This window comes from Mesorhizobium sp. M0047, assembly GCF_040323315.1.
Taxonomy (GTDB): Bacteria; Pseudomonadota; Alphaproteobacteria; order Rhizobiales; family Rhizobiaceae; genus Mesorhizobium.
On the sequence record NZ_JAMYUW010000008.1, the window covers coordinates 63,432 to 81,694 of the forward strand.

The 18,263-nt window shown below is 60.4% G+C and carries 18 protein-coding genes, 2 pseudogenes and 1 riboswitch; of the genes and pseudogenes, 6 read left to right on the top strand and 14 right to left on the bottom strand.

Annotation, left to right across the window (positions count from 1 at the left end; translation table 11 throughout):
- Positions 1 to 190: 190 nt before the first annotated feature.
- A complete protein-coding gene (locus NKJ89_RS09830; RefSeq protein WP_023761008.1) occupies positions 191 to 460 on the bottom strand; it encodes a DUF982 domain-containing protein in 270 nt (89 codons plus the stop codon).
- A gap of 74 nt (positions 461 to 534) precedes the next feature.
- On the opposite strand from NKJ89_RS09830, the gene NKJ89_RS09835 reads away from it, so the two are divergent.
- On the top strand, positions 535 to 792 hold the full coding sequence (locus NKJ89_RS09835; RefSeq protein ID WP_352601963.1) for a hypothetical protein: 258 nt from the start codon (positions 535 to 537) through the stop codon (positions 790 to 792).
- A 439-nt stretch (positions 793 to 1,231) separates the two neighbouring features.
- Here NKJ89_RS09835 and NKJ89_RS09840 read toward each other — a convergent pair whose 3' ends face one another.
- Complete coding sequence (locus tag NKJ89_RS09840; protein ID WP_352601965.1) at positions 1,232 to 1,867, bottom strand: methyltransferase family protein; 636 nt, start codon at positions 1,865 to 1,867, stop codon at positions 1,232 to 1,234.
- A gap of 269 nt (positions 1,868 to 2,136) precedes the next feature.
- Here NKJ89_RS09840 and NKJ89_RS09845 point away from each other — a divergent pair, with 269 nt between their 5' ends.
- Together NKJ89_RS09845 and NKJ89_RS09850 are read left to right on the top strand one after the other, a co-directional pair.
- A complete protein-coding gene (locus NKJ89_RS09845; protein ID WP_352601967.1) occupies positions 2,137 to 3,678 on the top strand; it encodes a tetratricopeptide repeat protein in 1,542 nt (513 codons plus the stop codon).
- 46 nt (positions 3,679 to 3,724) lie between these two features.
- Positions 3,725 to 4,480: a hypothetical protein gene (locus NKJ89_RS09850; RefSeq protein WP_352601969.1), complete on the top strand. Its 756-nt coding sequence runs from the start codon at positions 3,725 to 3,727 to the stop codon at positions 4,478 to 4,480.
- Positions 4,481 to 4,585: 105 nt separating this feature from the next.
- Here the strand turns inward: NKJ89_RS09850 and NKJ89_RS09855 are convergent.
- The 4 genes and pseudogenes from NKJ89_RS09855 to NKJ89_RS09870 all read right to left on the bottom strand — a co-directional run bounded on the left by NKJ89_RS09855 (position 4,586) and on the right by NKJ89_RS09870 (position 7,818).
- Positions 4,586 to 5,609 (bottom strand): annotated as a pseudogene (locus tag NKJ89_RS09855) (ABC transporter substrate-binding protein).
- Positions 5,602 to 6,368 (bottom strand): annotated as a pseudogene (locus tag NKJ89_RS09860) (ABC transporter ATP-binding protein). The pseudogenes NKJ89_RS09855 and NKJ89_RS09860 overlap by 8 nt, the downstream one beginning before the upstream one ends.
- Positions 6,365 to 7,195, bottom strand: coding sequence for an ABC transporter permease (locus tag NKJ89_RS09865; protein ID WP_352601971.1), 831 nt, complete (start codon positions 7,193 to 7,195; stop codon positions 6,365 to 6,367). The pseudogene NKJ89_RS09860 and the gene NKJ89_RS09865 overlap by 4 nt, the downstream one beginning before the upstream one ends.
- A gap of 14 nt (positions 7,196 to 7,209) precedes the next feature.
- A complete protein-coding gene (locus tag NKJ89_RS09870; RefSeq protein ID WP_352601973.1) occupies positions 7,210 to 7,818 on the bottom strand; it encodes a YkoF family thiamine/hydroxymethylpyrimidine-binding protein in 609 nt (202 codons plus the stop codon).
- Positions 7,809 to 7,922: riboswitch (TPP riboswitch) on the bottom strand. Its footprint overlaps the gene before it by 10 nt.
- A gap of 218 nt (positions 7,923 to 8,140) precedes the next feature.
- Here NKJ89_RS09870 and NKJ89_RS09875 point away from each other — a divergent pair.
- Positions 8,141 to 8,476 carry a hypothetical protein gene (locus NKJ89_RS09875; RefSeq protein WP_023761017.1) on the top strand — a complete coding sequence of 112 codons (336 nt, stop codon included), beginning with the start codon at positions 8,141 to 8,143 and terminating at the stop codon, positions 8,474 to 8,476.
- 356 nt (positions 8,477 to 8,832) lie between these two features.
- On the opposite strand, the gene msrA is transcribed toward NKJ89_RS09875, so the two are convergent.
- Positions 8,833 to 9,351, bottom strand: coding sequence for a peptide-methionine (S)-S-oxide reductase MsrA (gene msrA, locus NKJ89_RS09880; protein WP_352601975.1), 519 nt, complete (start codon positions 9,349 to 9,351; stop codon positions 8,833 to 8,835).
- Positions 9,352 to 9,482: 131 nt separating this feature from the next.
- Positions 9,483 to 11,027 (bottom strand): glycosyltransferase family 39 protein, encoded by a 1,545-nt coding sequence (locus NKJ89_RS09885; RefSeq protein ID WP_352601976.1) that lies wholly within the window; start codon positions 11,025 to 11,027, stop codon positions 9,483 to 9,485.
- Positions 11,028 to 11,220: 193 nt separating this feature from the next.
- On the opposite strand from NKJ89_RS09885, the gene NKJ89_RS09890 reads away from it, so the two are divergent.
- Positions 11,221 to 11,928, top strand: coding sequence for a hypothetical protein (locus NKJ89_RS09890; RefSeq protein WP_352601978.1), 708 nt, complete (start codon positions 11,221 to 11,223; stop codon positions 11,926 to 11,928).
- A 203-nt stretch (positions 11,929 to 12,131) separates the two neighbouring features.
- Here the strand turns inward: NKJ89_RS09890 and NKJ89_RS09895 are convergent, their stop codons facing one another.
- The 4 genes from NKJ89_RS09895 to NKJ89_RS09910 form a co-directional block, all read right to left on the bottom strand.
- Positions 12,132 to 12,455, bottom strand: coding sequence for a hypothetical protein (locus NKJ89_RS09895; protein WP_023761022.1), 324 nt, complete (start codon positions 12,453 to 12,455; stop codon positions 12,132 to 12,134).
- Positions 12,456 to 12,624: 169 nt separating this feature from the next.
- The gene (locus NKJ89_RS09900) at positions 12,625 to 12,852 is read right to left on the bottom strand and encodes a hypothetical protein (RefSeq protein ID WP_352601980.1); all 228 of its coding nucleotides are present in this window, start codon (positions 12,850 to 12,852) and stop codon (positions 12,625 to 12,627) included.
- Between the two features lies 1 nt (position 12,853).
- Entirely contained in the window at positions 12,854 to 13,072 is a 219-nt protein-coding gene (locus tag NKJ89_RS09905) for a hypothetical protein (RefSeq protein WP_023761024.1), read from the bottom strand.
- Positions 13,072 to 13,791 (bottom strand): glycoside hydrolase family 108 protein, encoded by a 720-nt coding sequence (locus NKJ89_RS09910; protein ID WP_352601982.1) that lies wholly within the window; start codon positions 13,789 to 13,791, stop codon positions 13,072 to 13,074. Before NKJ89_RS09910 ends, NKJ89_RS09905 begins: the two co-directional genes overlap by 1 nt.
- Before the next feature lie 175 nt (positions 13,792 to 13,966).
- On the opposite strand from NKJ89_RS09910, the gene NKJ89_RS09915 reads away from it, so the two are divergent.
- On the top strand, positions 13,967 to 14,350 hold the full coding sequence (locus NKJ89_RS09915; protein WP_352601984.1) for a hypothetical protein: 384 nt from the start codon (positions 13,967 to 13,969) through the stop codon (positions 14,348 to 14,350).
- A gap of 200 nt (positions 14,351 to 14,550) precedes the next feature.
- On the opposite strand, the gene NKJ89_RS09920 is transcribed toward NKJ89_RS09915, so the two are convergent.
- Entirely contained in the window at positions 14,551 to 15,564 is a 1,014-nt protein-coding gene (locus NKJ89_RS09920) for an EpsG family protein (RefSeq protein WP_023761026.1), read from the bottom strand.
- A gap of 158 nt (positions 15,565 to 15,722) precedes the next feature.
- Positions 15,723 to 18,260 carry a hypothetical protein gene (locus tag NKJ89_RS09925; protein WP_352601986.1) on the bottom strand — a complete coding sequence of 846 codons (2,538 nt, stop codon included), beginning with the start codon at positions 18,258 to 18,260 and terminating at the stop codon, positions 15,723 to 15,725.
- Positions 18,261 to 18,263 lie beyond the last annotated feature (3 nt).

An 18,263-nucleotide genomic window follows, 5' to 3' on the forward strand; every position in this document is an offset into this window, starting at 1 on the left:
AACCTGTATAATCCTGTTCAATACAGATCCACGGACGCCGTGTCAACATGACCTGAGGACGAGCAAACGGGCGCGGATTTTGGGGAACGCCTACAAAAAAGCGTCGACGACAGGCGGGCATACGGATTGCGAAGGCCGACCACCATCAAGAGGATAGCGCTGGTTCTTGATTCAATCCTGGCCGGACCCGTTACGGTATCGACACTTCACGGGGCTCAACGAGGATATCCGCCTCGATCGCGGCGTTGATGAATGCCGCCCGTGCCGCCGAGGCTTCTTTCTTCCCCTCAAGCACGGCCAGGCAGACCTTGCGAGCAACCATGTGCCGTTGCCCGGTTGCAACCGGCCAGCGGTTCATCAATATGTCGGCAGCCTGGGCGACCCGCTCCACGTTGAAGATCGAATTTCGCGATCGGCCGAGCGCAATCCGGACCGGCTCATCGAAACGCTGGTCTTGCACCACCCCACCTCCCGGAATCGAACGTGCCGACCCAATCCCCTGTATTGTGATAGGTTTCGCGCCAAAGGTGCAAGATGTCCGATTCCAGTGGCCAGAAAAATCCCAGGCTGATCGTCGTGGTCGCATTCGATCGCGGCGAGGACGACGACTTGTTTCCAGCCTTTGGACCCGCCGACCAGCAGAGCAAGGATCGCGCCATACGCACCGCCAGGGCTCTGGCGGCAAAGCATGCCGGCGTCATCGCCTGGAGCCGCGAGGCCGATCCGACGCTGGGCGAATATGGCCCGCCGAACACGCTCTTCGTCAGCGGCGATGTGCCTGACATGGAGTAATCGATCGGCGCCAGTATCTGACCCGAACCAAACGTCCGGCGGCTAGGATTGAGCCCCGGAAAACCGTTGCCCTCCTCGACGCTTGACCCACGCGGCTCCTCGACCGCCAAGCAAAAGCCCGCCACGGGTGAACCGGGGCGGGCCTTGGAGGAGGACAAGGGGTGGGACCCTCTCCTCTTGTTTCCACGGGGGTGTGGACCGCGATAACTTTACGAAAATTTCGAAACGAGCCGGATCACAAACGGATCGTGGCACATCACAATCGGGTGCGTGCCGCTATCAAGGCGGTCACGAGATCGCGATCGCTCTTGATGACTGACGCTCTACTCCGACGATTGCGGCTGCGCCCATGGATGACGCCCAGGGCAACGCATAAGCCCCTGGCCAGGGATCGCATCGCCGCCGAGATGGCTGTGATCGCAGCCGATAGGCCTGCTTATCAGGCGATCCCGTAGAACAGCCTGTAGTGGACGCGCTTCATATAGTCCCGGTACTCCGGCGTGGCGGCCAGCAACGCCTCTTCGCGCAGGATGCGATGCACCTGGAAGAAGGTGATCACGGCGTAGACAGCGAGATTGTAGAAGGAAAAGGCGGACAACAAGAACAGGACATGGCCGGCAAGGTAGCCGGCATAAATCGGGTGCCGCACCAGACGGTAGGCACCGCCGGTCATCACACCGCGATTGCCCGGCAGAATGGCAAACGAACGCCCCAGAGATATCTTTCCCCAGATCACGAACCCCAACGCCAGGGCTTGCAGCGGCGCGGCGGCATAGACCGGGATGATGGCTGCCCCGGGCTCCAGGTCGATGAAGCCGACACCGAAGCTGGCGATCACGGAGACAACTGCCGTGAGCGGGTTCCAGTCGCGAACCTGCGGTCGCCGCGACAGAAGCAGCCAGGTAAAAGTCAGAACCTCGGAAATCGCCACCAGCGCCACGTTGAGGCGGGTCGGGTCGAGCATGAGGTGATACACGCCACGGTAGACGAACATCCCCGCGAAAGCCAGCGCGCAGATCCGAAAGAAACCTTCCCGCAAATCGACCAGGATTTCGCGCTTCCGGGCCGCGGACAAGATCCTGTCGTCATTGATGAGCGAAAGGGTTTCGCTTTTTGATATGAGCAAGGCAAGCACCCCAATGATCCCTCGGGGCAACCTTTGCACGCAACCATTGCCGGGCGGTTAATCAACAAGATCAGATCAGCACTAAATGGGATATGACGGGACCGGGGATGCAGCGCGAAGCGCGCCCTTGCCGCTCGCAAGAAGTCGGCCCGGCACCATGGCGGCAGGCAGGTCTGATCCATTCCGCTCTGCAATTTCTGCTTGCATTTTTGGAACAAATGACGAACAACAGGCAGATCACCGCTGAAGCGGGTGTTCGGGGGGCCAGCGAAATGGCGCGTTGGAAAGGTGCGGGGCTGGCTGCCGCCGTAAGCGGATTATTTGCGCTGACGACAGCCCTTCCATGGGTGCGCTTGTCGCTGGAAAGCCTTGTCGTCCTCCTTATCCTGAACACATCCGCCCTCGCCACCGGCAAGGATTACGCTGTCTGCTTCAGCGACCGCAAGGTCGGTGCCGATCAGCTCATCGCCGCCGGCACGCCGATTGCCGATGACAAGACGGCACCGTCGCGGAACCGTGTCATCGCCTATTTCCGTCGCGGCCTCGCCTGGGACGACAAGCATGATTACGACCGGTCGATCGCCGACTACAGCGAAGCGATCATGCTCGATGCCAGAGATGTCTCGGCCTACTTCAATCGCGGGGCTGCCTGGTACAACAAGGGGGAAAACGACCGCGCCATCGCTGACTTCAATGTCACAATCAGCCTCGAGCCTGGCTCCGGCGACGCCTACTACAGCCGTGGCCTGGCCTTCTTTCGCAAAGGCAAGACCGACGCGGCTATTATCGATTTCGAGCAGGCGCTCACTGTCGATCCGCAAAACCACAATGCGCGCAACAGTCTCGGCGCCACCTGGCAACGCAAGGGCGACCACGACAGGGCTATCACCGAATATGACGAGGCGATCCGCCTCGATCCACAAGGCGCCGCAGTGTATGTCAACAGAGGCATCGCCCACGCTTCCAAAGGCGACTACGACCTTGCGATAGCTGATTTCGACCATGCCATCAGCCTCGATCCGGAAAGCGTCGACGCCTACGCCAATCGAAGCGCTGCCTGGATTGGCAAGAGCGACTGGCCGCGCGCAGTTGCCGATGCCAATCGGGCGATTGGGCTCGCCCCCGACAGCGCGGACGGCTACTACAACAGGGCCGTCGCCTGGACGAATACAGGCGACAATGATCGCGCCATAGCTGATTTCGATAAGGTGATCGACCTCAACGCGAAGGATGCTGCCGCCTATTTCGGCCGCGCGCTCGCATTGACCCGCAAAGGCGATCGTGACCGCGCGACGGCCGACTGCCGAAAAGCCATGGAACTCGAACCACAACGGTCCGGCGCCTGCAACGAGCAGGTGACAGGCGGTGAAGCTCCGTCTGCGGATGCATCTATGGCCGCTCCCCAGCAGGACAATTCAGCGGCTATCGCCTGGAATCTGCAACGGGGGTTGAACCAGCAGATTCAAGGCTATGTCGGAGGCGCGATAGACTCGTTCAGCTTTGTAATCGGGCTCGATCCCAACAATGCCGAAGCCTATTACGATCGCGCCCTGGCCAGGGCGTCTGTAGGAGACTACGTGATTGCCGCTGCCGACTGCAGACAGGCAATCAAGCTCGATCCGAAACGGACAGGTACCTGCAACGAACAGGCCGCAGACGACAGGGTCCGGCCAGTCGAACCCGTTGCGTGGGAGGCCAAGGACAATCACAAGCGCGCCGAAGCCGACCGCAAGAAGGCGCGGACCCTCGGCGCGAACTAGACAGTTCAGGGAGGGCCGGTGGATGGGACGTTGGAAAGGCTTTAGCGTGGCGGCGGTCGCCGCTTTGTCGTTTGTTGCGATAAAGGTATTGCCCTGGGCGCTCGGCTTTGCCGGCGGCAAATATCTTTACCAGACAGTGGCGGGTTCGCCCGATCCACAAATGCTGACCACAGCACAGGTAAGCGAACAGATTGAAAGCCAAGGAAGCCAGATTTTCAAGGCAATCAAGCAGGAGTTTCCAGACGACTACGACGTCGTCGTGGAAAAAATCACGGCCGTGGCCAGACTTGGAAATGTCGATCAGGTGCGAAATGCGAGCAGGATGGCTGTCGCCGATCTCAGGCGAAGATACGCATCCCTGCTGTCCTCGGCTCCGGACGGCAAAGCCACCGAAGCGCTGCGTGCACAATCGGATATGCTCAACCATGTCATGGCGCGGGAAACCGCTGCCATTTGCAACAACTACCTTCGTGAAGGGCCGGATGCACTCGGCACGCCGGACCAGGATTTCCTGATCGACATGGACAAGGTCGGCGCCACCCTGTTCCACGCTTTCGGCGCAGCGAAGAATGGCAGTCTGCCGGCCGCCGCTGCCAGCGACGGAGACTGGTCGCTGCTGGCCGACGCTTTCATCAACGCTGGCGGCACTCCCGCCGAGATGACTGCCATTGCCAATATGAGCCGGGAATTCGAAGGTCTCTGCCCAGCCGTAGCAAAACTCTACGCAGCCGCCCTGTCGCTGCAGGGTGAACCCGGGCGACACATCAAAACCACTCTGCTCTATGAGATCGTCCGGAATTGAATCGGTCGGGTCTGCTGATCTGTGGGTCTGACGTAAAGCTGCCGCACCTCGTGAGCTTCTTGGCTGGCCAGCCATTTCCTCGAAGGTCGAGAGCCGATTGGCTCCCTACCCCAGAGCTGAATTGCTGAAATACTTCGCGAAATCAGGGCGTTGCGTCAGAACTTTGCCATTGGCATCGCGCAGGATTCCGGACGCGAAGAGGTAGTCGCCGATCGCTTCCATCTTGGCCGTATCCATCGTCCCGATGGCGCCGCTTTGGCTGCGCAGATAATGGCCGTCGACCAGCATCTTCAGTGAAGCTTCGATCAGTGCCGGGTTGGTCAGCGTATCCTTGTTGGCGGCGACCAATAGGGCTGCCGCCTCCTCGCGATGATCAACCGCGAACTGGTAACCGCGCCGCGTTGCCTGGACGAAGGCGGCAGCAGGTTTCGGATTTGCCTCGAGATAGGCTTCGCTCGAAGAGATCAGTGTCGTGTGCTCATCGGGCACGCCGTAATCGGCATAGACGAAGCTGCGCTGCTTGATACCTTTCAACTCGGCATCAACGCCTTCCCAAGTCGACACTTCGAGCGTGAAGTCGACCGAACCGTTGGCCAGCGCCTCATAGGCTGAGGTACCCAGCGTCACCGTCTCGAAATTGCCTTTGCCGCCGTCGTGCCGGATGATCGTGCCGATTAGTGCGTTTTCCCAGGCGCTGCCGAAGCCGCCATAGGTCAGGCCGTCGAGATTCCGCGGGCTTTTGATCTCGCTGCGCGCGGCGTTGAAAACCACGCGGCCGGTTTCGGATTGCACTACGGCATAGACGCCCTTCAAGTCGGCCCCGGCGGCTTTCTGGGTGAACAGGCTGATCGTGCCGTTGATGCCGAAATCGGCGACGCGGTTGGCGACCAGCGTGCCAGCACCGGCATCGCTGTAAGGCAGGATCCCGACCTCGAGTCCAGCTTCGGAATAGAACCCCTTGTCGCGGGCGACGAACAGGCCGATGTGATTGGTGTTGACCGTCCAGTCGAGTGCGACGGTAACCTTTTTGCGCCGCCGATTGTGCCCGGGCTCGCCCCGATCCGGCAAACAGCGGAAGGCCGGTGGCAAGGGTCAGCAGCAGAGCCTGCCGGCGCGTCAAGTCAATCATGGTCATTTCCTTTGGATGGGTTGGGGTTGAGGATGATGTCGAGGATCTCGGCCTCGAGCGCACTTGCCTGGCGCGCAGCATCGCCGCCGAGGCTGCGCGGTCGCGGCAGCGGCACCTTGATTTCGCGCACGATGCAGGCCGGGCGCGCCGACAGCACATAGATGCGGTCGGACAGGAATACGGCTTCGCGCACATCATGGGTGATCAGGAGCGCCGTCCAGCCGTGATCCCGCCACATCCGCTCAAGCCAGCGCTGCATCGCGGTGCGCGTGAGCGCGTCGAGCGCGCCGAACGGCTCGTCGAGCAAAAGCATGTCGCGCTCCTGCACCACCGTGCGCAGCAGGGCCGTACGCTGGCGCATGCCGCCGGACAGCTGAGCAGGAAAATGCCGCTCGAAGCCAGCAAGCCCGAACTCGGCAAACAGCGGCGCAACACGTGCCCGCGCCGCCTTGCGCCCGATGCCCTGCACTTCGAGCCCCAGCGTCGTGTTGTCGAGAATGCGTCGCCACGGCATCAGCGCGTCGCGTTGCGGCATGAAGGCGAAATGCCTGCCGTGGTCATCGAGGGCGCGCCGTCGAACAACATCTCGCCCTCGCCGTGCTCGGCGCCGGTCAGAAGCTGGAACAGCGTCGACTTGCCGGCGCCCGAGGGCCCAAGCACCGAGACGAACTCACCAGCGCCGACACTCAGCGAAATATCGGCCAGCACGTCGAGCCCACCGAACGCCTTGCGCACATGCCGCAGTTCGAGCCGGCTCATCGCCGCTTCCCTGCGGTATCCTTGCCCTCCCAAGGCATGGCAATGCGCTGCAACAGTACGGTCAACCCGAACAGGGCAAGCGTAAGCGCTGCGCTGACGCCGACAGCGGCCAGCACCAGGTCGGGGCGGAAATTGTTCTTGGCGTTGAGCATATAGATGCCCAAGCCCTTCGCCGCACCCGCATATTCGGCGAAGATAGCGCCGACCACGGCATAGGTGATGGAGATCCTCAGGCCAGCAAAGAAGTAAGGCAGCGCCGAAGGCAGCCGCGCCAGCACGAAGATGCGCCAGCGCCCTGCCCCCATGGCGTGCAGCATCTGGCCGATCTCGGCCTCGGTCGACTCGTAACCCTCGACCAATGCCACCAGCATCGGAAAGAAGGTGACCAGCGCCACCAGCATGATCTTGGGCGCCAGTCCGGAGCCAAACCACAGCACCACCAGCGGCGCGATCGCCACCAGCGGCAATGTCTGGCTGAAGATGAAGACGGGAAACAGCGCGCGGCGCAGCGGCTGGAAAAAGTCGACCAGTATCGATAGCGCAAAGGCGACGCTGAGCGAACAGGCAAAGCCAAGCAGCGTGGCGCGGATGGTCGGAGCGGCGTTGTCGATCAACGCCTCGCGATTGAGCATCGCTTGCTCAAGGACGCGTGACGGCGCCGGCAGTGTCGTCGGCTTGATGCCGGAATAGATGGCATAAAGCTCCCAGGCCAGCAGGAGCAGTCCGACCGACATCGTCACCGGTACCGCCTTGACAAGAAGGCTCGCGATCGGGCGCGAAGAAACTGGGGATGGGACCACGGCAGGTAACCTTTGACGGCCTCGCATAGGCGGCGGCTGTTTCAGACGGCCGACGGGCTGTTGGCTGAAACCGTGACGTCGAGGGTTACGTGGCCGGCACCCGGTCCGAAGCGGCAGAAGGCCGCGTCAAGCGCCGAAAAGATCGCGCCCGCATCACCGCGCAATTTCGTGCAGAAATGCTTGGAGCGCTCATAGACGCCCGACTGCTTGAGAAAATCGATGCAGCCGTAGATCTCATCCATATGGTCGTCGGTGCCCATCACATAGAGCGAGAACTGCGCTGCCGCCGGCTGGCCAGTCGAAGCCGCGCCGCGCACCGCCGCGATGGCCGCATCCCTGCGCGGGCCGAGTGGCCCGACCGGTCCGCCAAGGGCATCGGAGCGGCAGATCGGATCGTCCGGCTCGCCCGGGCAGCCGCGTGAGATGGTGGCTGACAGCACGCAATGTTTACCGCTGCGCGCCGCCGCCACGAAGAGGTCGCGCATGGCTGGAAACAGCACCTCGGGTGGCCCGACCAGCAGGGTCGAGATGTCGTCGGTCTCGATCCGGAGCTTGTCGCGATAGGGACCGAGCGCGCCCAGCGCGCCAAGGATGACGCCGACGAAATCGTCGGCCATGGGATATAGGGAAATCTGTGCGCCTGAAAACATGGCCCGCCTCGCTCCGCTGGTATTACCCAGATCAGCTTTTAGGGTCTGTGGGCTTGCCGCCCCCGTCTCAGCCCCGACCGTACGGAGCACCCCTGTGGATGCGCGGGTTAAAGCACCAATCAAACCGAAGTGAAAGCCATTTTTTCAGCGCGCTGCACCAAAAAGCATTGCGCCAGGCGTGGTTCTTGGGTCGAAGACGCCGATGTTTCTGGAGCGAAATTTTATCGGGAACCTTCGCTGCCGCGACCGGTTGTCCCCATAGTCGCAAATGCGATCACCTTCGTAGAAACAAGCGACGAGTTCACAGAAATGGAGACAAACCATGTTCATGAAAATCCTCGCAGCTTCGGCTCTCACGATTGGTCTGGCCATGTCAGCCATGGCGCAAAGTGCCGGCAGCAATAACGCAAGTGGCGATGGCGCCGGCAGCGGGAAGTCGGTGACTGTGGAGCCGAACACCCCGGCTTCGCCGAATACGGTTAGGCCCGGTACTGTCGACCTCGGCATAACCAACAGCACGACCGGCATGCCCGGCGACATGAATTCGAACGCAGATCGAAATTGCCCGGCCGGCCCGCAGGGCGCGCAGCCTGACGCCACCCACACCTCGCCGGGCACCTCTGTGCCGACGGTCAACGATAACCACTGCGGTAAGTAGGCCATTGCCGGCAACCGAGGAAGCCGCGAGCGCATGCTCCGCGGCTTTTTTGGGCGCCCGCGGAACCGGGCACTCCTAAACAAGGCCAAGCTGGCATTATCGATCTTTTCAAGCGGGGCGCGGTCTCGCAGCCGCCAAGGGTCAACGCCATACCCAACGCAGCAGGCGTTACCCCCCGCAGCGTGTTCCTAGCCGCGCTTGATTTGCCACGTAGCGTGCTAAGATGGCGCAGTCCTTGATATCAGGCGCTCGACGGCTGCACCGAGGTGACAAGGCGCAGTGACCTGAAAGGGCTTGGCCTGCGACGAAGCCGCTCGACGGTCTCGTCGAGCCGGCACAGTCGCCGGTTGTGAAGTCTACGAAACAGCCTTTTCGCGAACCGGCAGCTTCCAGCCCGGCCTGACGAAGTGGCAGGTGTAGCCGTTGGGATATTTCTCCAGATAGTCCTGATGCTCAGGCTCGGCTTCCCAGAAGGGACCGACCGGCGCCACTTCGGTGACGACCTTGCCCGGCCACAGACCCGAGGCATCGACATCGGCGATAGTGTCCTCGGCGACGCGCTTCTGTTCGTCGCTGGTGTAATAGATCGCCGAGCGGTAACTCAGCCCGACATCGTTGCCCTGCCGGTTGCGGGTCGTCGGATCATGGATCTGGAAAAAGCGCTCCAGCAGCGTGCGATAGCTGATGATGGCCGGGTCGAAATTGATCTCGATGGCTTCGGCGTGGGTGCCGTGGTTGCGATAGGTGGCATTGGGCACGTCGCCGCCGCTATAGCCGACACGGGTGGAGATGACGCCGGGATAGCGCCGTATCAAATCCTGCATGCCCCAGAAACAGCCGCCGGCAAGAACTGCACGTTCGGTCGAAGTCGCCATATCACGTCTCCTCAAAAGCAATTCCACGAAAAGCGTGTAGCGATTTTCCGTCTGGAATTGCGCAAAATCAACTTGGATCTCCCATAAATGGGCATTGTCTCTTGCTCCGTCCAGCGGACCGCCGACCTGCTTCAGTTGCTCGTTTGGGCGAGGCTGTCGATCGCATTCGCCAACTGCGGCGCGCCGGGCGGAATGGCGGCAAAGCTGACCACCACCGGCGGCGCCCTGAGCGACCAGTCGAAAAGAACGGTTTTGACCGGGACGTTGCCCACCCACACCTGCAGTCGAGGTGGCACGTCGCGCCCAGGCCAGACCAGCAGTATGCCGTGGTCGCGCAGCCGATCCTTGGTGATCCAGGGGGCATACTGCATGTTCAGGTCGGTGAAGATCGACGGCTTGTCATAGGCGTTGAGGCCCGCCAGCGACGCGATAAGGGGATGGCCGCCGACGATGTCGAGCCGACCGGGCGCGGCCGCGTGCCAGACGACCTCGGCCTCATCCGATATCTTCTGCGCCGGCCAACAGACGGCGTCCATCCGTCCACGCAAATTGCATTTCGTCCAGCGGATCCCCGCATAAGCACCAGATATGCCGATGATGCAGACGAACGCGCAGATCGCCAGCTTTCGCATCTCGACGGTGCCGAGGCGGTGGCCCAGCAAGGCAAGCGCCACAACGCCAGCAAGATTGTACATCGGCGCGCCCCAGGCCTCGCCTGCCCCGGTGAACAGGGACGCCACCATGACGAGGAGCGCCGGGCCAAGCCCCATCCACAAGAGGTAAACGAGAATACCGCGCCCAACGGGCTCTTGCGGCGGCGCCGAGCGCCGCAGCAGCCCTGATATCGCCAGCACCAGAACGAAGCCGCAGAGCCCGGCCATCTGGACGCCGATATAATAGAAGCGGGAGCGATGGGCCAGCACCCACTGATCGCGCCAGGCAGCATAGGTCAGCGGCAGGAAATCGACGCGGTTGAGTTCGACGGCCAGCGGCGCAGCGACAGCGACGAAAACCACAAGGCCAAGCCATGGCCAAGGCGTGGCGAGCCGACTGCGTGCCCGCGGGTCGGACAACAGCCAAATCGCGCCGAATAGCAACAGCAGGGCGGTGGAAAACTTGGCGTAGAGCCCGACGCCCGATACGAGTCCGAGCGCAAGCCACCAGCCCGGCCCACCACCACGCCCTGCACGCCACAACAGCCAGCAGATAGCGGCCCAGAAGGGCATCTGCGCGTAGTCATGATTGAACTGCGGGGTCGGCCAGCCGAAGAAATAGAGAGACGGCATCAAAAGCACGGCAGCCAGCGCACGCTTCTGCCCTATCAGGTCACGGGCCAGCAGATAGACCAGGACGAAAGTCGCCGAGATCGTCAGCTGGGCCAGGAAATATTGCGGCCAGCGGAACGATCCGGTCAGAAGATGGCTGGTCTCGAGCAGCCATGCGGGAAGCTGTGGATGCTTGTAGCTCAACAGCACCCATTCGCGGCCCCACATGAAGCCTTCGACGACATCGTTGGGCGGTGAGACGTTGACAAGTGCGGGCGCCACCGTCCAGCAGAATATCTGCATCAGGCACAAAATTGCCAGCAAATACAAGGGATTACGGATTAGACTGGACAAAACCGATGGGGAATCGACGCCGGCGGCAACCAATTCCGCCGGCACCCAGTCGTCCATGGATCCATCTATCCCCGCCATGCGGCGCTTAGATCACATAGTCCGGTTTGACGAACAGCCCAAACGTCGAAGCTTACAAAAAAGTATAGCTATGTGCCATTGCAGCACCATTATCGAGCAGGAGTATCGGCGCTCCTCTCTCCAGCCACGATAGCGCTGCACGGCTGACTTAGCCTGAAAAATCCGGATCCCAATGCGCCACCACCACGCCGTCATCCACTACCGTGCGCTCGACTTCTGGATGGCGCGCGCGGCCGTTCTGGTTATCATCTGCCTGCAGCTTCTGGTCATCAACAACCTCTCATTTGGGCCGCGCTGGCTGGCGCCGGTGCTGGAGGCCGCCCTGCTGCTGCCCTTGTCGGTGGCCACGGCCTGGACACAGGCCGCCACCCGAAAGGCGGTCGATGATCACGAGTGGCATGCGATCGGCCAGTTTCGCATCATGATCCGCAGAACCGCGCTAACCATGACCGCCATCATCAGCCTCATGAATTGTGGTTCGCTGTTCTTGCTGGTGCGTGCCTTGCTGGAGGGCCATGCCGGCAACAGCGGCACGACGCTGCTGATCGATGCGCTCAACATATGGGTCACCAACGTCATCGTCTTTGCCTTGTGGTTCTGGAGCACCGATCGCGGTGGACCGCCGACCTGCGGGCTCGTCAAGCTCGCGCAGGCCGACTTCCTGTTCGCACAGATGACGCTGAACGACCGTGACCTTCGCGATTGGCTGCCCGGCTTCGTCGACTATTTCTTCCTTGCCTTCACCAATGCGACAGCGTTTTCGCCCACCGATACGTTGCCACTCTCCCAGCGCGCCAAGCTGTTGATGATGGCGGAATCCATGATCTCGCTGCTGACCATCGCGCTGGTCGCGGCACGCGCGGTCAACATCCTGGCTTGAGGCTTGCCAATCCGAGTCGCCGCTGCATCGGGCCGAAACGCAAAAAGGCCCGCCCCGGCGCGAGCCGAGGCGGGCAAAAATGGCAATCGTGGAATGAGGACTATACCGCGTCTGGCGGCTCTTTCGGCGCGGCTTCATGCCGAAAGTGTCTCGGGCATGCTGTCAAGCAGATGCCAACAGACAACGCCGACCGGAGCCAGCAGCTACTCATCTGACGGCGGCTTGAATCGCCTCGCGACAAACTCGAACAGGACGTCCGAGATCCACATGGCGCAGACGCCGATCAGGAAGGCCGCTGCCAGTGTGGTGGTGTCGTCGACGGGATCCGGCATCGGCAGGCCGGTGATCCTGGCGTAGGACACCGCCGGCAGCGTCAGATATGCCGCCGCCAAGGCGCCACAGATTGGCGAGGCTATCATTTCGCGCAATTTGTAGCGATGCCGCGAGAGCGCGCGCAGAACGCCGCCGGCAAGGCCAGCCGCCACGACCGGTCCCTTGATGCCAAGCAGGTCGAAAATTTCGTGCATCACGGCCTCCATCCACAGAGCTTCTGACCCTTTTCGTTATGAGCCAGGATCGCCGCTGCCGACGCGTCGGATAGGGTCGCCACCTCTGCCTGTGTCGGCCGGATGGGATGCTCGGCCGCGCAGAATGACCCGCCCGATGTGGTGCAGCCGGCCAGCGTGAGGGAAAGCGCTAGGATTTTGACCATTTGCCCAGCCTCCTCCGGTTGTCGTCCGGCGTCCGGCCGGCAACGGCATCATCGATCTTCTGGGCTTCGGAGCGAGCCGCGGCGTCGGCGGCATCTTGCCTGGCCTTCTGGTTGGCCTTGCCCTTGGCGTAGGCAGTCCACAGGCCCGCGAGCGCTGCACACGTTGCAAGGAGATATGGCCAGACCTGGCCAAGCAGTGCGAGCGTTCCCATCTCATGTCTCCTTGGCCGGCGGCACGATCATGCCGCGCGGACCGTCGCGCACCGCGTTGATGATGATCTTGGCAAGGGCGATAGTGCCGCTGATCTGAAGCGCGGCGCGGTCGCTCACCCCGAACATCGTCCAGTCGAAGCCGGCAAGGGCGCCGCCGCAGATGATGGCGATCAGCGTGTTGAGGAGATTGTGTAAGGCGTTGGTGTTGAACCATGTCATCAAAAGAGGCTCCCGAAAAAACCGGTGAGGTGATGCCGGAACGCCGCCAGCGCTGCGGCCATGAGCACGAGAATGCCGGCCGCCGCAGCCGTCTTGCCGCCGGATGGCGGTGCCCGAGGCACCGGCTGGTTCGTCTGCGCCTCGGTAGCGGTGGTTTCGGCTTTGGGCGGTTGCGGGACAGACGCCGGCGCGGCCACCGCGGCATGTTGCGGCGACATCAGCAAGGCCTGAACCCGCACCGACCTCACCCGATCGGACCAGCCGCGCCCGAACGTTGCCCATGTCGGCAGCCGTTTGAGAGACGCCAGCCGCGCATCGCAGATCGCATCGATGATGACGCCGGCCGGTTTTGCCTCGACTGCCGCGATGGTCGCCGGTCCGATCCGGCCGTCCTGGGCAACGCCCACCGCCGCCTGCAGGTATTTCGCCGCCCGGCCAGGCCCGCTGTTCACCGCGAAATCGAACACCGCAAAGTCGACGCCATCGGGCAGTTCGGCGCCGAGCACGGCGTCCCAGTAGAAACGGCGGTAGATTGTGGCAACCTGCGCGTCGCCGATGCTGCGGAGGTCCGCTTTCGTCGCGTCGGCCTTCACGTAGCGGCGGAAATTGGCGAGCGTCACCCCCTTCATGGTGGCGCCACCTGGATCGGCTGGATTGTCCGACCAGAGCCCTTCAGATTTCAGAACGAGCGCAAGCGCCCGCGCGAAGTTGCGGTTCATGGTTATGGTTCCTTTCGGATCGGTTTTGCTAGGCAGGGAGGATGGACACGATGGTTCAATCTGCTCGCGACATGTCCCGGCGAGCGATGGGCTGGAGCATCACGGATTTGATAGGCGCAGCGATGCCGCCGTGGTGTTCTTGCTCAGCACACAGATCTTGTGGAGAGAGGGCAAGATGACGGACAACGTCGAGGTGCGATCACCGACACCTGCGATCGGCCGAACGCAATCCACTGGGTTCCTGGCTCAGTGCGGCAACAATATCATTCGCGCTTGTTGTTCTCGCGCTACGCGCCTCGGCCACAGCTATCTACTCAAGGCCGACGGACCGGCTTTTCGCAGCCTGGTTCATCGCTTTGGGAACGATTTCTGCTGCCGTTTCGATCGGGCGGGCGGCAGTTTACGCGGTCTCAAATGCGAACTTCGCTGGATGGTTCTTTTGAGTCGGGTTCCTCGTGCTCCCGATTTCAGTGGCACTTTGTGCCTCAACAACGTGGCCGCTCGCTTGGTACTTCTGGTCGGCAATGACGATCCGCACGCATCGAGCACGACAGTTTAGGGGGCTGCCTCTGAGAACGGGCGCAGGTGCCCGCGAGTTGCTATCTACGGTGACGGTTGCTTGAAGATTGAGCGATATTTCCCGGGCGGACAATAAGATTTCACGGTCGAGGGGATGCGATCCAGAAAGCAGCCCACGGCACCTCAGTCGATGCGCAGAATATGAGTTAAGCGCCTAGCCAACGCCTAGTCGAATGATTTTCACTGATATGCCGAAGAACGGCGTGGCGCGGTTATACGAGCATATAGCGTCACGAGCACCACCGGGAGCAAAAGCATCGGCATCATGGCGACTCGGTTGTAATAAGGTAGTCCGCTCGCCAACATGTATATAACCGTCATGAGGACACAATACTTTCCAAGGCGCTCGTCCGACTTCTTTGCCGCCATATTAATCAATAAGATACTGGCGATGCATTGGACCAACGAATAGGAAAAAAACAAGGCCTTGAATCCTATTCCGTAACTCATAAACATGTCGGAGGAGTACTGAGTGTATAGGCCAGCCTGCGCCAGAATCGGGGTAACTATTATATTAGAAATGATAGTAGTAGAATTTGTAACATAAGCAGCGAAAATCAGGGCGATTGCTGAAAATACAAATTTTCCTGAACGTGGAACAATGTCCGCCAAGACATAGATCGCAACGAATAGAGCAGCGCTATAGTGGCTACCGATCGCCAAAGCGGCAAAGAGGATGGCTCGGTATTTCTTCCCGTCGTTAATCGCGAGAAAGAACGCGAGAATGAAGATAAGCGAAAATCCTTGACGCAACGTGTTTTGACCCAATTGCTCAAACCATGGCAGCATGATCAGCCCGACAGCCGATATCGCTCCAAGGATTACGCTATCGCTTTGTCTGACCGAGTAGAGATAGTAGACTGAGACCATAACCATGCTGTTGGCTAGCATGCTGTCAGAGATCGAAAACCCCAGGTTGGCGTAAAGCCAATGCATGGCGATGAACACAGGCTCATGCGCCACTGCCGTCATATAAACCAGGAATGTTGCCCTGGTCGCATAGGCGAAATCTCTTGAGTAGGCGACGATATCACCTTCCAAGGCATACGAGGCATAATTCGCATAGTCGGTTCGAGAAACTGCGAAGAAGAGTACCGGGGCTAGAAAGAGCAACTTTGGGAGCCCGAAGTGGCGAAGGGGTCGCATTCGAATGCCTTTTTGATTCTTGGCGACACGTGCAATAAACACCTTCATTATTGTCAAGTGAAATGCAAGATGCTTACGCCATCCAAATAACGCTGCCGGCTAGCGCTACGTGAGCTTGCCAGACATTGTCCTAGGGGGTGATCGCGAATCACACCGCCCGCTGATCAACGTTAAAGCACACCTTCAGTCGTTCCCGACCGCAGGCTTCAAAACTCGATGAACTCAACCGTTACGCCAAGCCCTATCAGAGCCCTGCCTGCGCCGACTGAATTTGAGTTGACGAATATGACATCGCCCGGCTCCAGGTCAGCGCCGGCTGAGTTGGCAGCAACAACGCCGTCGCGCATGACGAGCGCCGTCAACCCTATTGCGCTGGTATCAATGGTCGACACGTTTGCCGAAGCACCTGCCCGAAGGCGTCGCAAGATCAGATTCCGGTAATTGGCCGCATCGGCCATGGCATCGGCAGTCGCTTGGTAGCTGGCCCGAACAATCCGGCCACGGCGACGCGCTACGAACACGCTCTTGTTTATCAACCCCGTTGCAGCATAGTCACCGAATTGAGCGGCGATGCTTTCGCCGAATATGTACCTCTGCACGTCACCTTGGAGGGTGACCATCCCCTTGACGTGATTGTTTTTCCCCCACGTAAGAGAATACGGAAAAAGCAGATATTCCCACGTCACCGCGCCACCAAATGGCCGCCAAACTACAGTACCATCGGCGATCCGATGATCCGTCCCAGCCGGACCACCTGCAACAGCCGAAATGCCTGCCGTCACACAGATGAAATACGCGCCACCGTTCGATCGTACTGAATCCGCACTGTAAACGGTCGACGGCGCCCACATCGCAATCGATGCCGAGCCGTCATCTGTGACAGAAAGTGCCGTTCCGGTTGGCCCGCCACTGCTGGCCGATTTCCCCTCGGCTGTTGCGCGATAGAAATTCCCGCCGTTGGTCACAATAGCGTTGCGCTTGTAGATCGTGTCACCAGTCCAAGCCGCTATGGCGGTGCTGTCGCCGTTCAACACAACATTGCCGCCGATATCGCACTCGTCGACGGAAGCGCGTCCGGCACGAGTGGCAAGCCCCGTGATTGTTAGATCCGTAAATGCACCACCAAGCGTGTTGTTTCCCCGCGTGATCAGTCGCCTAACTTTTGCCTGTGAAGGTGTCGAAATATTCAGGCCGCCTTTATCAGATGCCTCGATGCGCAGTCCGTCGATATCCACGTCGAGATCAGACCATGCGATCTGATCGGCATTCGACGCGGCTGAAATGCAGTTCACGGCATGGTTGAAGCCACACTGTGCCCGGCGGGAGGTGATGTCCTTGAGCTTCAGGTTGACCGCCTCGCGAATGTCGAAGTAGCCGTGATCGTCGAGCATAATGTTTTGCAGGGTAATGTCCTGCACCGGGGCCGCACCGGCGTGATTTCCTGCCGACCAATCCCAACCGATGTAAAAAGCCGGAGTGGCCGCTGAGCCGACTGCGGAACCCGAGATGTTTGACAGAAGGATGCGCTTTCCGACCTGGAAATTCCTGACAATCGTGCCTGCGACATATTCCGCAAACGTATCGGGCGTCGTCGTCTTATAGTTTATTGTGACGATATTTCCGGTGTTGTTGACTGAAAAATCACCGATCGAAGCGTCGAGTTGGTCGTTGACGTCGATACACTGGTTCACGCGCGCGGTCGACTTGAACGCTCCATTGCGGATGACAACACGTTGGCTGGCGCCGTCGAGATCGATCGCTTCCGAGAAGTCTTCGAAAAGGAAATTCGTCATCACGAAGCCATCGACATAGCGAACATTGAAGCCGCCCGTAATCTTCTGGTGACGATGTCCGTCAACCTGCACATTCTTGCTGTTCTGGATATGGGCGTAGTAGCCACGCCGGTTGCCGCTGGAACTGCCCTTAGTATCCAGAAACCTCAGTCCGTCGACGCCGACCGCATATACAAAGCGTTGGTTGCTGTTCGTTGGATCAGAATTATTTTCAGGGTCGAAGGTAATACTGTCAAACGTGATGTTCTTCCGGGTGCCGACAATCATGTTCTTGTCGGTCGAGAAGACCGGCTGGACATCCGCCGCGATAGCGCTGGCTCGGCTCACACCGTGCAATACCGCCTCATGGCCATTGAAGGTGACATTGTCCGCAGTTAGAGCGACCGCACGATAGACGTTCACGGTGGAGAAATTGCCGAAGGTGAAAGGCGAGACTGAACTTGGCACCATCTTGTAGGAACCGGCTGGCAATCTGACCCCGCCCAGCGCCAGGTCGTGTGACGCTTGCACCGACGGCGCATCGTCATTGGAGTTATTCTTGCGAGCGCCTTTCTGTGATGCAATCGGCGTGTCTGCCAGCCCATACCCCGCCTTCGTCACGCCGTCGCTCAAGGTGATCACCAGATCCCCGGCCGTGGTTCCGTTCTTGCGGTAGACGGCGCCGCTGCCCGCCACTTGGTGGCTGTCGTAGAAAGCGGTGCGGATGTAGGTCGGGGCGATCGGCGGGGAAAACGCCTGGGCGGCGGCGAGCGTGGCGAATTGGGGATCAATTACCGTGGTCATCGCTTCGGCCGCGACATTGGCCGCTGCCTGGGCCTGGTCGATGATGCCCTGAGTGGCGTCCCGAATATCGCCGACGATGTCATCGGACTGATAGAAGCTGAGGACGATGCTGCTGGTTCCAACGACCGGGTTCAGCGTCTGGAAGGCAAAGCTGCCCTCACCCGTCAACAG